Source organism: Vibrio lamellibrachiae, from assembly GCF_050337265.1.
Classification (GTDB): Bacteria; Pseudomonadota; Gammaproteobacteria; order Enterobacterales; family Vibrionaceae; genus Vibrio; species Vibrio kyushuensis.
On record NZ_JAKJSU010000013.1, the window covers coordinates 26,102 to 40,257 of the forward strand.

Annotated in this window: 11 protein-coding genes; all 11 read left to right on the forward strand. The window is 41.2% G+C overall.

Annotation, left to right across the window (positions count from 1 at the left end):
• The first annotated feature begins 16 nt into the window (after positions 1-16).
• The 11 genes from L4C54_RS20030 (at position 17) to L4C54_RS20080 (ending at position 14,135) form a co-directional block, all read left to right on the forward strand.
• Positions 17-538 carry a type VI secretion system tube protein Hcp gene (locus L4C54_RS20030; RefSeq protein WP_248010241.1) on the forward strand — a complete coding sequence of 174 codons (522 nt, stop codon included), beginning with the start codon at positions 17-19 and terminating at the stop codon, positions 536-538.
• A 16-nt stretch (positions 539-554) separates the two neighbouring features.
• The gene (gene tssB, locus L4C54_RS20035; protein ID WP_428803406.1) at positions 555-1,058 is read left to right on the forward strand and encodes a type VI secretion system contractile sheath small subunit; all 504 of its coding nucleotides are present in this window, start codon (positions 555-557) and stop codon (positions 1,056-1,058) included.
• Complete coding sequence (gene tssC / locus L4C54_RS20040) at positions 1,058-2,536, forward strand: type VI secretion system contractile sheath large subunit (protein WP_428803405.1); 1,479 nt, start codon at positions 1,058-1,060, stop codon at positions 2,534-2,536. The genes tssB and tssC overlap by 1 nt, the downstream gene beginning before the upstream one ends.
• A gap of 39 nt (positions 2,537-2,575) precedes the next feature.
• The gene (locus L4C54_RS20045; protein WP_428809546.1) at positions 2,576-3,970 is read left to right on the forward strand and encodes a type VI secretion system contractile sheath domain-containing protein; all 1,395 of its coding nucleotides are present in this window, start codon (positions 2,576-2,578) and stop codon (positions 3,968-3,970) included.
• The gene (gene tssE, locus L4C54_RS20050; RefSeq protein ID WP_428803403.1) at positions 3,970-4,392 is read left to right on the forward strand and encodes a type VI secretion system baseplate subunit TssE; all 423 of its coding nucleotides are present in this window, start codon (positions 3,970-3,972) and stop codon (positions 4,390-4,392) included. Before L4C54_RS20045 ends, tssE begins: the two co-directional genes overlap by 1 nt.
• Positions 4,385-6,136, forward strand: coding sequence for a type VI secretion system baseplate subunit TssF (gene tssF, locus L4C54_RS20055; protein WP_428809547.1), 1,752 nt, complete (start codon positions 4,385-4,387; stop codon positions 6,134-6,136). The genes tssE and tssF overlap by 8 nt, the downstream gene beginning before the upstream one ends.
• Positions 6,137-6,197: 61 nt before the next feature.
• Entirely contained in the window at positions 6,198-7,130 is a 933-nt protein-coding gene (locus tag L4C54_RS20060) for a type VI secretion system baseplate subunit TssG (protein WP_428809548.1), read from the forward strand.
• 33 nt (positions 7,131-7,163) lie between these two features.
• Complete coding sequence (tssH, locus tag L4C54_RS20065; RefSeq protein ID WP_428809549.1) at positions 7,164-9,782, forward strand: type VI secretion system ATPase TssH; 2,619 nt, start codon at positions 7,164-7,166, stop codon at positions 9,780-9,782.
• A 63-nt stretch (positions 9,783-9,845) separates the two neighbouring features.
• A complete protein-coding gene (locus L4C54_RS20070) occupies positions 9,846-12,401 on the forward strand; it encodes an MFS transporter (RefSeq protein WP_428809550.1) in 2,556 nt (851 codons plus the stop codon).
• Complete coding sequence (locus L4C54_RS20075; protein ID WP_428809551.1) at positions 12,398-13,408, forward strand: ABC transporter substrate binding protein; 1,011 nt, start codon at positions 12,398-12,400, stop codon at positions 13,406-13,408. Before L4C54_RS20070 ends, L4C54_RS20075 begins: the two co-directional genes overlap by 4 nt.
• Positions 13,398-14,135: an ABC transporter substrate-binding protein gene (locus L4C54_RS20080; RefSeq protein ID WP_428809552.1), complete on the forward strand. Its 738-nt coding sequence runs from the start codon at positions 13,398-13,400 to the stop codon at positions 14,133-14,135. Before L4C54_RS20075 ends, L4C54_RS20080 begins: the two co-directional genes overlap by 11 nt.
• Positions 14,136-14,156 lie beyond the last annotated feature (21 nt).

Genomic DNA, 14,156 nt, shown 5'->3' on the forward strand with positions numbered 1-14,156 from the left:
CGCAAAGGAGAAAACAATGGCTTCTATTTTTATGAGAATCGATGGCACTAACCCTAAAGGTGCTGCAACAGTTGACAAAATTGGTGGCAAAGATGGCTTCTTTGCAATCGATAGCCTGTCTTGGAGTGCAGTACGTGGAGTCGGTATCGATGTAGGTAACGCTAACAATGCTGACAAAGGAATGGTGGCACTGGGTGAAATTAACATCAACCGTGTTTGTGATGGTGCGAGCCCATTCTTAACGACATTCTTATACGCACCAGGTGGTGAAGGTAAAACAATCGAAGTCATCATGACGAAACCTAACCGTGAAGGTTCTGGTGCAGATCCTTACCTAATCGTCACATTAAGTGCTGCTCGTATGTCTAGCTACAATATGTCAGCGACAGACGGTTCACTTCCTAACGAATCGTTCAGCTTAACTTACACCCAAATTTCAAAGGCTTACTACATTGAAGGTGAAGGTGGCAAAATTGATAAAGGCCCTGAAGTTGGCTTTGATGCTACTCAAGCTAAAGTCACTTCTACAGCTAGCTAATTAAAGGAGCGCTATCGTGGCATTAAATTCCCAACATAAACGCGTCAGTAAAAACCGAGTAAGTATCACTTACGATGTTGAGACTAACGGCGCAGTAGAAACAAAAGAACTTCCTTTTGTTGTCGGTGTGATTGGAGATTACTCTGGTCATAAACAAGATAAATCTGATGTAGAAGATCGTGAATTTTACAATGTTGATAAAGACAATTTCGACAACGTAATGAAACGCGTCGGTCCAGAGCTTTCATTAAAAGTCGATAATGTTTTGGCCGATGACGATAGCGAATTTGCAGCAGACCTAAAATTTAACTCAATGAAAGACTTTGAACCTGAAGCGATCATTGACCAAGTTGAACCTTTGAAGAAGCTGGTTGAAACACGTAACCAACTTAAAGTCCTATTATCAAAAGCAGATCGTTCACGTGATTTAGAAAAGCTTCTTAAAGAAGTACTTCAAAGTGCAGACACAATCAACGCGTTATCAGGCGAGCTTGGTATCAACAGTGAGGGAGCAGAATAATGAGTACTGAAACTGAGAATCAAGCGCAACCCGAAGCTGCTGAAGGTTCACTAAGTTTTTTAGACAGAGCAATTGAAGCGACAACTCAAACGCCTGCTGACACAACTAAAGAACTATTTTCTGTTCTAGCAGAGCAAGCATTATCAGGAACGGTTACGTGGGATAAGAATGTCACTAAGACCATTGAAAATGCTATCAGTGAAATTGATAAGAAATTATCTAAACAGCTCTCTGCTGTCATGCAAAAAGATGAGTTTCAAAAGCTAGAAGGTTCATGGCGCGGTGTCCAAAAATTGGTTAAAGAGAGTGAGCTTGGAAGAGACCTAAAAATCAAAATGGTCGATTTCACACAAGAAGAGCTTCTTGACCAGTTTGAAGATGCGCCTGCAATCGACAGAAGTCCACTCTTCAATGCCGTCTATCAAGGCGAATATGGTACCGCTGGTGGTGAACCTTATGGTGCATTCATCGGTGACTACGAATTTAGCGCTAAAGATGAGGACGTCGCACTACTAAGATACATGGGTGAAGTTGCGGCAGCTTGTCACGCGCCATTCGTTGCTTCAGCGAATGCTGAGATGTTCGAATTCAATGACTTTACAACGTTCAGCGAAGGAAAACCTGTTGCAGCCGGTTTTGATTCCCCTGCCTATGCAGCATGGAATTCATTCAGAGAAAGTGATGACGCTCGTTATGTGACACTGACTCTTCCAAGAACGTTAGCAAGACTTCCTTATGGCGGAAAAGGCTTGGGTACTGATGTCTTTGAGTACGAAGAGCTAAATACCGATATGGATGGTAACCCGAAACCAACCGGGAATGATCAGTTAGTTTGGTCTAATGCAGCGTACGATTTGGGTCTTAAAATGACTCAAGCGTATACAGCAACAGGTTGGTGTACTTCGATTCGCGGCTTGGATAATGGTGGTAAGGTCGAAGACCTCCCTAACCTGACTTATAAATCTGAAGCGGGTGACATTCTTCAACAATGTCCGACTGAAGTTAACCTAACCGATGAACGTGAAAAAGAGTTAAGTGACTTAGGTTTCTTGCCCCTCGTTCATTATAAAAACTCCAATTATGGCGTCTTTATCGGCGGTCAAACGACTCAGAAACCTAAAACGTTTACTGATCCTGATGCGACTGCAAACGCGGCTATTTCAGCACGTTTACCGTACATCATGGCGAGTAGCCGAATCGCTCACTATTTGAAAATGATGGGCCGTGACAAATTAGGTTCAAACCTAGAAGCACCTGATATTCAAAGAGAACTTCAATTGTGGATTGATCAATACACCAACTCTGGTGCTATTGGTAATGAGCAACGTGGGAAAACACCTTTGTGTGAATCTCGCATTGAAGTTGTTGAGCAACCTGGTCGCCCAGGTTCGTACTCAGCAGTTGCACACTTACGTCCTTGGTTACAGCTTGAAGAGCTAACAACCTCTGTACGTATGGTTGCGAAAATCCCAGGTTAATCAAAGGATGTGGCCGAAGCAATTCGGCCACTTATTTGTATGCAGTTAAATACAGATTGGCAAAACACCTTTAATCAACTAGATAATAAAGACAACGCCTTTATGGAAAAAGCGTTGTCTTTACTATCTGAGCTCGATCAAAATATACTAAAAAAGCCCGAGATGCTCTGTAGCGCACTAACTCGATTGATAGTAAATATTGACGAGCAACTATCTGAACAGCTCAACCTCATTTTACATGACAAAGAGTTTGAAAGCTTAAATAGCAGCTGGCTTGGTCTTGAAGGCTTAGTACAACTCCCTGTCAACAAACAGCGAACCAAAATTCGCTTGCTTAACATGAATTGGCAAGAAGTCTCTTCTGATGTAAATCAAGCTTACAGCACCAAAAGTAGCCACTTATATAACCTCATTGGCAATCAAGAATTGAATACTCTAGGTGGGCAACCATTTGGTACATTACTGTTTACTCACCCTGTCAGTATGGATATCGACTTTGATGCCGATTTTGATGATGTCTTTACGCTAGAGCTACTTGGAAAACTTGGCGAGGCAACCCTGTGCCCTATTCTCTTAGCCCCAGATGAAAACTTCTTTGTAAGTTCAAAAGCAGACTGGCTCTCGGACATCAATAGAATAGAAAAAATCCTTTCCGGACCGGACTTCCAAGCATGGCAACAACTTAAAGAAAAAACCTGCTCACGATTTATTGGTTTAGTTATGCCTTCAATTCGCATGCGTGAAAGCTACAAAAACTGTAAAGCTGGCTTTATTTTTAATGAGTCTGGAAATGGATTATGGGGGAACGCGATTTTTGCGTTTGCAGCGACCATAATGAAAGAACATCACCGTGTAAATTGGTTCGGGTTTCTCAAATCTCGGTGGAATGACCGATACCAAGGGTCCGTTGTCAACACACCAAGCATCACGACGACGAGCTACTATTTAAATAATCCTATTACGAGTGTGATGTTATTCGGTCAGATATCTTCTTTTTATGCCCAACAAGGATTCATACCTCTCACCAAAAGTCCTCTATGTGACAAGTTCTATTTCAATGGAAACAACTCGATCTGGACGTTTGGGGACAGTGACAATGAAAAAGTGCTGACTCAAATTCAAACGACTTTGATGTCATGCCGTATAGCTCACTACCTAAAGGTACAAGTTAGAGAAATGATCGGTAGCTTTAGTACTGCTGCAGAATGTGAAGTATTTCTTACTCAATGGATAGAAAAATTCTCTAGTAATGTCTCGTTTGCTAATGAAGAAACACTTGCTAAATACCCTTTGAGCTTTGCAAAAATCAAAATCAACGAATCCAAATCTCATGGTGGGCATTACACCTGCACATTGCGTATTGTTCCACAGTATCAATATGACCATTTCAGTGGTGAAGTAATATTGACCACCGATTTAGATGAGGTGGCGTAATGAGTCTATGGCGTAGTTTCATTAGTCAGAATCCGTCCAACGCTTTCAACGAAGTCGAAGATATCAAGTATCACTTAACTAAGTTACTTGAGTCTGAAGCCTCCCTTATTGATATTGACAATCGTTTTACTGAACTCAATCGTTCCAACCATCGTTTTGGAATTGAGGATATCCAGCTATTAAGCGCAAGCCTTGACCAGACTCAACTTGCCATGCGCATCGAAACTTGGGTGGCTCAGTTCGAACCGCGCTTATACGACGTTGTCGTCGAACTGGTTGAGCGTAAAGCAAGCGAGAATGCTCTTGCCTTCAACATTGCAGCAAAAGTTAATACAAGCCAAGGAGAAACAGAGTTGGTATTTGATTCAAAAATTGCCCTAAATGATCTATCTACCTCTTTAAGTGAGGACAGCTATGAGTGATCCACTTCTACGATACTTTGAACAAGAACTCGCTTTTGTTCGTCGATCACTTGGCCAATTTGGTGAAAAACACCCAAACCACGCTGAAAGTCTCAACATACATCAAGGTAAGATTGAAGACCCTAGTATTGCCCGTTTATTAGACGGCGTAGCACTACTAAATGCCACTGTTGAAAAGCAATTATCAGAACAGCTCCCTGAAGTTGTTGAAGGTTTGTTAGCGGTACTATTTCCGTCATACATACAAACGATTCCAAGCATTGCATATTTGAAGCTTGAAGACATTGAAGGCCCTATTGAAAGCGCCACTTTACCTAAAGGGTCTCAGTTTTCAGGCGATGTAAAAGAGCAAGAGTGCCAGTTTAGAACTGTGGATGAATTGACAATAACCCCCTTTAGCATTACAGATATTCGAGCGTTAAGTGCGCCATTTAACTTTAATCGGCCTAAAAGTGCTGAACAGTCTTCTGCAGCTATTCAGATAACGCTATCTACAGGTGATCCGGATGTCCACTTTCGTCACCTAGATATTGAAGATCTCGACTTTTTTGTTCAAGGCTTTGAAAACAACGCCGATTCTCTTGTTGAGCTGTTACTAAGTCAGACACGTGCTATCTCTATTTCTGATACTGATTGTGAACAGCACTCCCCAATTGAAGTAAACAATTTAAAGAACCGAATCAGCGATCTCTCATTCACATTCCTTCCTCAACACGGTAATCAGTTTTCTGGGTATCAGTTAATGAGCGAATATTTTTTCTTTAAAGAGAAGCGTCAATTTTTTCGTTTAAAAGGATTTGGAAAGTCGCTCACTAATCATGCCTCTTCAGAAGTTGTCGTTAATCTATTTTTGTCCTCTTTGCCTTCTGAGTTTGTGCGACTATTTAACGTATCCGTTTTTAAGCTCAACGTTGTCCCAGCGATTAACCTTTTTGACGAGGTTGGTGAACCCATTCGTTATGACCAAAGAACACTAACGGCACCAATTAATACCAATTCGCACATCAATAAATCTACAGAAATCTACGAAATAAAAGATATTTATGAGATCACTTCTAACGGTGAGATCCCATTACTTCCACTATTTAAAAATCGTTACAACACAGATAAACAACAAGATTATTGGCAAGCCAGTCGAGATGCTTTTGGTGAACATAAACTGATGGTATCGATTGGGGATACCTCTAGTTCTGAGTTTAGCAAGCTCTTTGGCACACGTTTATTGTGTACTAATGGAAAGCTAGCTTGTGGTATCGATAGTGTTATGGAGTGTAAAGAAAGTATTGATTTACCGGGTGAGTTCTCCCCTATTTACCCCCCTTCGGCGCCTATCGCAAGAGAGTATGACCAGAATTTACATTGGCAGTTTATTGGGATGCTTAACTGTAATTTTTCATCATTACTGCACTCAGAAACAGCCAGTGAATCACTAAAGCAAATGCTGCAACTATGCTGTCGTAATCAGGTGTCAGACAGTGATATTCAAACCATTCGTACCGTGACATTTAACTCCCAAGTCGCCGCTATTCGTATTCTGGGTAAGAACACTTTTTCACCAGGAACAGAAATCGATATAGAGCTGGATACTAACGCCCCATTTCATGTTTTTAGCGACGTACTCAATCGTTTCTTCCAACAGTTTTGTAGTTTCGACCGTTATATTCAGTTGAATATCCGAATCTTTGGCCGTGATGGTGTCGTCAAGAAATACACAAAAGTTCATGGGAGCCAATTATGTTTGTAGCAATAACAAATAACACGCTAAAAGAACACTCTATGACGAAAACTGGCTTCATGAGGTGTCAATGGCATTGATTAACGATCTTGCAGACAATCCTCAGCAGTGGGAGTTTTCGCAGGCGATGCGTCACCTTTCACAGTTTGTTTCCGCTCATCCAAACAAAATTCGGTTGGAGCTAAAAGCAGAGGTGATGCCTGCTGGTGATGCCAATGAAATTCAGTATTTCTCATTAAAGAGCAATGTCGCGAAGCTTCGGTTGACTAAGCCTGCACTCGCAGGTGTAAAAGGCGTAATACCAAACTACTTATATGAAGAACTTCTATCCGCATTACATAGAGAAGATCATGCATTAAAAGATTTTTTAGACGTGTTTAACCAGCGGCATTATGAAATCTTATATCGCGTCACAATGAAACGCTCTCAACTGTTTGATAAAGAACTCTCTCACAAACGATCAGAGCTTCTTTATCAATTGTCTAACTTGACGACAAAGCATCAGCAGTACTTCCAGTACAGCACGCTCTTTAATCAGCACAGTCGCCACCTTCCTACACTTACACGGATACTTAGCGACTTTTTCCCTTATAGTTTTAAGGTAAAAGCCCGTCATAGCGTAAGACAGAAGTTACCAAACGACTCGTTAACGAAGCTCGGTGTTGACCAAAGTTATAATAGTCGCTTAGGACAAGGTTTTTTACTTGGTCAAACATGCAACGCTCAGTTTAATCGAATTGATGTTTTTGTATTAATGGAAGACAGAAACCAGTATCGACACGTGCTAAACGATACAAATTTATCTATACAAATTCGTGAACTATCACAGCACTACCTACGTGATAGCACACCAATTTCTATTTATTTAAGTGTAAAGCGGGCTTATTTAGCCCAACCAATGTTATCTAGCAATTTTGCAAATTCAGCTCGACTTGGAGAGGCAACCTGCCTTGCTCCTGAACGTAACCCTGCTGAAGTCGTGAATATTTTACTTAACAGTTAATCGAATAGTCCCATTCGGTACAAGGAAGAAAGTATGACACAAGTGACCTTAACCAACCTAGTAGGGAAGCTCTCTACACACCTTAAGCAAGCACTAGAAACCTCAGCTGGCGCAGCAATGAACCAAGGAGTACCAGCAATTGAAGTTGAGCACTGGTTACTTCAATTGTTATCTCAAAAAGATAGTAATTTGAATAACCTGTTTGATTCACAAAAGGTGCCTCAAGAAGAACTGGTTAAAGAACTCACCATGAAGATCACACTGCTGACCAAAGGCAGTGAAGGACAACCAACGCTAAGTCATGCATTAACTGAATTGGTTAAAGATGCGTGGATGATTGCTTCAGTAAACTATGGTCATGGCGAAATTGTCAGTCTCCATTTAGTACAGGCTTTGTTACAGCAAAATGTAATGGGCGTTAAAACACTGGAGCTGAAATCATTAGAAGCAATATCGATTGAATCATTGCAAGGTTTAATCAGTAAAACCCCTATTGCACGTGCATCTTCTGGCGGCAGTTCAGCTGCTGCGGGGCAAGTCGACACAACGCCATCGGGTAATGATGCGTTAAGTAAATACACAATCAACCTTACTCAACAAGCCATTGACGGAAAGATAGATCCAATCTCAGGCCGAAATGCCGAAGTTCGAAAAGCCATTGATATTCTTTGCCGTAAGCGCCAAAACAATCCAATCATGGTTGGTGAACCGGGCGTTGGTAAAACAGCTGTTGTTGAAGGTTTAGCACTGAGAATTGCCGCTGATGAAGTACCTATGGCGCTGCAAGGCGTTCAGATTCATTCACTTGATTTAGGATTGCTACAAGCAGGTGCCAGTGTAAAAGGTGAATTTGAAAACCGCCTAAAAGATGTCATCAATGAAGTTAAAAACTCTGATGTGCCTATTATCGTTTTCATTGATGAAGCACATACTCTTATAGGCGCTGGCGGCGCAGCAGGTCAAAATGATGCGGCTAACCTACTAAAACCGGCCCTAGCTCGCGGAGAGTTCAAAACGATTGCGGCAACTACTTGGGCAGAATATAAAAAGTACTTCGAAAAAGATCCTGCATTAACACGTCGATTCCAAATCGTGACAATCGAAGAGCCAAATGCAGAAGATGCTATGCAGATGCTTCGTGGCGTGGCAGCTTCTCTACAAAACCACCATGGCGCATTTATAGCGGAATCGGCAATCGAAGCCTCTGTTCACTTATCTATTCGTTACCTACCAAGTCGCCAACTGCCTGACAAAGCGATCAGTTTGCTTGATACCGCCAGTGCACGAATTGCTCTAACACAAGGAGCAAAACCAGAAGTAATCGAAAGCCTAGAGCAAACGATAAAATATCAATCCAACGAAAAAGCAGCGCTAGAAAAAGAACAAGCTCTATTTGGAAATAGTGAAGAAGCTATCGTTGAAATTGGCAAATTGATCGTTGAAAACGAACAATCACTGGCAGCCTATCAAGAGCGTTGGGAAAAAGAAGTGGTTCTAGTTGATCAAATTAAGCTTGTCCAACAAGAGATCACAGAACAACAGCTCACTGGTGACGTTGATTCAGACAAACAAGCTGCATTAACGTCATTATTAAATCAACTCAATGAAGTTCAAGGTGAAGAGCCTCTCGTCAATGCCATGGTTGATGACAATACCATTGCACAAATCATCGCTAACTGGACCGGAATTCCAGTAGGAAACATGATGAGTGATGAGATAGCGAAACTCCTTACATTGGAAAAAGAGCTTGATAAGCGTGTTATTGGTCAAAATGTTGCTAAGCAAGAACTGGCAAAAGCCATTCGGATCTCTCGCGCCGGACTAACCGATAACCGTAAACCTATTGGTGTCTTCTTGATGTGTGGCCCAAGTGGTGTAGGTAAAACTGAAACCGCCATGGCACTTGCAGAGCAACTGTACGGAGGAAGCAATGACCTTACCGTTATCAACATGACGGAGTTTAAAGAAGAGCATAAGATCTCAATGCTACTGGGCTCTCCTGCGGGTTATGTGGGCTTTGGTGAAGGTGGCGTGTTAACAGAAGCGATCCGCCGTAATCCTTATTCTGTTCTCCTGCTCGATGAAATGGAAAAGGCACACCCTGGTGTCCACGATATGTTCTATCAAATTTTTGATAAAGGCAGCATCAAAGACAGTGAAGGCCGTTCAATCGATTTTAAAAATACAATAATCATCATGACATCAAACGCCGCCGACCAAGCAATATGTGATGTTGTTGCGAAGTCAGAAGAACGCATCGACAACACGGAGTTGTTAGAATCGATAAGACCTGATTTACAACAGTACTTCAAGCCTGCGTTCCTTGGGCGTACAACTATTGTTCCGTACTACCCTCTAAACGATGATGAGCTGTCTAAAATCACTGAAATCTCGTTGAACCGAATTAAGAAAAAACTCGCAGAACAGTACCAAGCAACCTTTAACTGGGATGAGAGCTTTATTGAGTTCGTTGTCAATCGTAACAGTGATCCAACAACAGGCGGTCGTGCAGTCGAACAGATCATTAACCGCTCATTGATGCCAAAACTGGCTGAAGAGTGCATATCTCGATTAAGCAGAAATGAACCAATTTCAGAAGTCGCTGTTATTGGCAGTAGCTCCCCTGAAGGTTTTACATTAACAATTAATTAGTTAAAGACATTAACTCCAACAAACAAGAACTAAACTTAGTATTGCATAGGGAATTAGCAGTAAATGACGGTAGAAAAGAAGCATGCAACAGAAACGGGACTAACACTCAAAGTGAAGCTTATTTTTGCTATCACTTCAGTGTTGCTCTTTTCTATCGTCTTAAACACCACGCTAAACTATCTCAACTTTGAAAAGAGACTGAATGAGACTTCAGACTCAACCTACCAAATCGTGCTTGAGGAAACTCATAATGACATAAACCAAGCAATCAGCCTTGGTTTACCTCTCGCGTCGATTACCAACATTCAAAACCTGCTAGAGAGAAGAATTCAACTGGTTGAAGGAATTTCTCATATATCGGTGACTTCAGAGTCAGGTGACACACTTTTCGGTGCAGGAACGAAGATCGAACGAACAGAACGTCAGTTAAAGCTTGATATCTATAACACCTTCAATGTTAAAGAAGGCGAATTGTCACTTCATTACGACACTGCTCCACTCAATTTGATTAAAACGTCTCTACTAAAAGAGCAAATATTCATTGCTGCATTCTGGCTTTTCATAACAGCAGGTCTTGGCTTTATAGCGGTTAGAAACTTATTAGATGTATTTTTGAAAAAGGTGAGCCAAGCTCGGTCTGCTCTGTCATCCGATGATAAAGAGACTAGCTCGCAAACATTAGTAAGCATTACCAAAGCACATCAGATCATTAATGCAAGTGCGGCTCGTTCACAATGGGCAAGATGGACAGCGAAACACTTTCCTATCGTCATCATCAGTATCACCGTAGGCTTAACGGTGGTTGCTAATGTAGGGCTCTCCTATCAATCCATGAACTCTTTTTCATCAGTCTATGAAAGCAAACTAGAACAAAAGTCAAACCTCATTGGCGACACCCTCTCTAGTGTCATCGAACGCCTAGTAAACAATGACATTCCACTTAATAGGCTAAACGGTCTTGAAGAAGAATTTTCAATCTATACCCATAGTCATCGAGAAATTCTCTCAATATCTTTAATTAACAATGGCCAAGGTGCGTATCAATATCCTGAGCACTCTGTCGGTGAAGGTAGCGTACACACTTCACCAATTAACAGCATCGATAATGTATACGTAAAAGTCGTGACTGATGACAACATAATCCTGAACTTACTTAAAGAAAGCTTTATGGATATGGTGACAGTATTAATTGCTTCCTGCTTGGTTGTTATAGAGATCATCCTTTTTACTTGTCATTTTCTAATATTAGCGCCTTGGCAACAGCTTAAGCAGGTTTTCATGGCCGTCAACCGTGACATTGTAAATCACTTAGCAACCATTATTTCAAAAGACGAAATAGGGTTGTTACTTAAGAAATTGAATAACAGTGTTATAAAGCTCAACCCAAATCAGCCAAACAAAAATCTGTTTGCTCTCGATTATCGTTTTATACGACTACCACTCTTTTTACTGGTGTTCGCAGAAGCCTCTTCACTCGCGTTTTTTCCAAATTTTGTCTCTAGCTTACCCAATAACCTAGATTGGATACCTAAAAGCCTAGAGACCAGTATACCAATATCTTTGTTTATGCTCTGTTGGGCACTTTCTCTTCCATTTGCTGGCTACTGGTCTGATAAAGTAGGTCGACGAAAATCATTAATTACTGGCGCTATCATCACAGCTGTCGGCCTTTCTCTTACTGCTTTTGTCCCTAATATGCTGACACTACTGTTTGCAAGAGCAATAACAGCCGTTGGGTACGGGATTGTCTTTATTTCAGCGCAAGGTTATGTCACCGATACAACACACGATGGAAACAGAACTAAGGGCATGGCAACCTTCCTGTCTGCATTCTTCTCTGGTTCACTGTGTGGTGCAGCTATTGGCGGAATAATGGCTGACAAGTTAGGTTTCTCTACCACCTTTTTATGTGCCGCGATGCTTGCTCTAATGAGTGCGTTGTTGGTCTGGTTCTTTTTCACTCAAAGAGAATCTCAAAACAGCAGTAAACCGGTTCGTTTATCTGACTTTAAAGTTCTGTTAGGTAATAAATACTTCGCTCTTATCTGCCTTTTCAGTGCAATCCCCGCAAAGATTGTTTTGACTGGTTTTCTTTATTATATCTGCCCTGTCTATTTACAATTTTTGGGAGAAAGCAGCTCTGTTTCAGGGCGAATTATGATGACTTATGGGCTTTCACTTATTGTCATCTCCCCTCTTAGCGCAGCCCTCGTTGATAAGTATCGCAACAAAATGGTGTTTATCGTCTGTGGAGGTCTGCTTTCTGCGGTCGCTCTAATCAATATTCTAATACTGCCGGGGACGTATGGTCTCTTAATGATCGTAATTTTCATCGGTGTCGCTCATGGCATCTGTGTATCACCTCAAATCCCACTCGTAATAGAGCTGCTTCGCCATCAAGGAATAGACAAGGGAAAAACAATCGGGATTTTCAGGTTAATTGAACGAATTGGCAATGTGGCGGGGCCAATATTGGCAGGCTTTATTCTTAGCTTATTCGGTTTTGAAACGACCATACTGATCTTTGGTTTGACTCTACTCACAAGTTCCATCGTATTACTTAGCCTCTATACGCTGTTTACCAAGTCAGACAAACAGCAGCTGGAGGCATCACAATGATTCGACCTCTGTTAGCCATAGTATTAATCGTGCTGCCATCGCTATATTCTCCTATTGTTTCAGCCTCAGAGAAGAGCCATGTAGTCATGTTGCTATGGCGAGGCGTGACTGATGCTGAGAGAGGCTTTATGGAGTACCTATCTAGTAAAGTCGATGTCGAGTATACAATTCTTGATGCCAATCGTGACAAAGCAGCGCTGTCTGAAAATATTCGCTCTATCGACAAACTCGATGCGGATCTTGTTTATACCTTCGGTACAACCGTAACGCTGTCACTTCTTGGCACTATCGAATCTCCATCTAAATTCCGCTCAGGTAATATTCCCGCGGTATTTAGCATCGTGAGTGACCCTATTGGTTCAAAGATTGTTTCTGAGAAATCGGTTTCTAGAAACTTCACTGGCGTAAGCCACATTGTCCCTCATGACGTACAGTTTAAATCCATCAGCAAACTTGATGGAATAGAAGCAATTGGAATTATTTATAATCCACTCGAAAACAACTCTGTTGTCACCGCCGAAAAAATGTTGGCGTTATCTGAACAATATAATAAGCGTGTTGTTTTGTATCCATTAACCATTAATCAAGGGCAACCTAGCTTAGGTTCAATTGACGATATCGTAATCAAAATGGATAACGATGGTATCGACCTTGCGTATTTGCCGCCCGACTCATTTATCATTTCGTCAGCAAAACGAATCGTGAATACTATGCATAGTCATAAGATCCCGACGTTTTCTTCTACTGAAACACCTATTCGAAACTCCCAAGCGTTAATCGGGATTGTCAGTCGTTACTATAATGTTGGTCAATTTACCGCCTACAAAGCCGAACAAGTTCTCACTTCAAGCATTAATATCAGAAATATCAGTGATATTCCTATTGAGCCATTAAGTCAGTACTCATATATTGTTAACATTGGAGCAGCTAAACAATTAGACTATTACCCTCCGGTATCGGTGTTAAAAATATCTGAACTTATAGGGAATAACAGTGATGATAAATAGGTTTGCCTTATTGATATCCTTATATATTTTAGGGATAAATAATTTAAGCGCTGAAGGTGTGACTAGCCAAAGTAGCCTCGGTCAAAATAACTTTGGCCCTACTCGCTTGTTGTTAACAACTCAGGACTGGCCACCATACCAAGAGTATAAAAATGGGCAAATGCAAGGTTTAGCACTTGGTAAAGTAAAATGCGCACTGGGAAAAATGAGCCAGCCTTACCAAATTACAATGACTTCGTGGTCAGAGGCTCAACTAAAGGTACATAGTGGAACACAGCATGGTTTCTTCGTCGCAACAAACACTCAAGAACGAGACGAATATGCGACTCTTTCAAACGCGATTTCTGAGCAAAAACTATATTGGTACTTCGGACCTGGTGTCCCAGCAAAAATCGATGAGCTTTCGAAGTTAAACCTTAAATTTTCAGCAAAATTTGGGTCAAACAAGTGGTTTTGGCTAAAACGTAATGGATATAACGTCGTAAAGCAGCCACGTGATGCTAAAGTATTATTAAAGCTACTAAAAAGCCGAGAAATCGATATAGCTTTAGAAGATAAGCTTGTTTTTGATTCTGAGATAAAAACAGCGCAATTACCCACTGATTACTTTCAATCAGAATTGCTAGAGACGAAACCCATGGGCGTCTATTTTTCAAATCGATTTTTAAGTAAGTACAGCGGTTTTCTAGATAAATTTAACCTTGCCGTTGCGAAGTGTGCAGAGTAGCAAATCAAAAGACAGAACTGC

Excerpts from the sequence above, each read along its gene's own strand:
- L4C54_RS20045 (WP_428809546.1), top strand. The coding sequence starts at position 2,576 with ATGCAGTTAAATACAGATTGGCAAAACACCTTTAATCAACTAGATAAT.
- tssH (WP_428809549.1), top strand. The coding sequence starts at position 7,164 with ATGACACAAGTGACCTTAACCAACCTAGTAGGGAAGCTCTCTACACAC.
- tssE (WP_428803403.1), top strand. The coding sequence starts at position 3,970 with ATGAGTCTATGGCGTAGTTTCATTAGTCAGAATCCGTCCAACGCTTTC.
- tssF (WP_428809547.1), top strand. The coding sequence starts at position 4,385 with ATGAGTGATCCACTTCTACGATACTTTGAACAAGAACTCGCTTTTGTT.
- L4C54_RS20060 (WP_428809548.1), top strand. The coding sequence starts at position 6,198 with ATGGCATTGATTAACGATCTTGCAGACAATCCTCAGCAGTGGGAGTTT.
- L4C54_RS20075 (WP_428809551.1), top strand. The coding sequence starts at position 12,398 with ATGATTCGACCTCTGTTAGCCATAGTATTAATCGTGCTGCCATCGCTA.
- tssC (WP_428803405.1), top strand. The coding sequence starts at position 1,058 with ATGAGTACTGAAACTGAGAATCAAGCGCAACCCGAAGCTGCTGAAGGT.
- L4C54_RS20080 (WP_428809552.1), top strand. The coding sequence starts at position 13,398 with ATGATAAATAGGTTTGCCTTATTGATATCCTTATATATTTTAGGGATA.
- L4C54_RS20030 (WP_248010241.1), top strand. The coding sequence starts at position 17 with ATGGCTTCTATTTTTATGAGAATCGATGGCACTAACCCTAAAGGTGCT.
- L4C54_RS20070 (WP_428809550.1), top strand. The coding sequence starts at position 9,846 with ATGACGGTAGAAAAGAAGCATGCAACAGAAACGGGACTAACACTCAAA.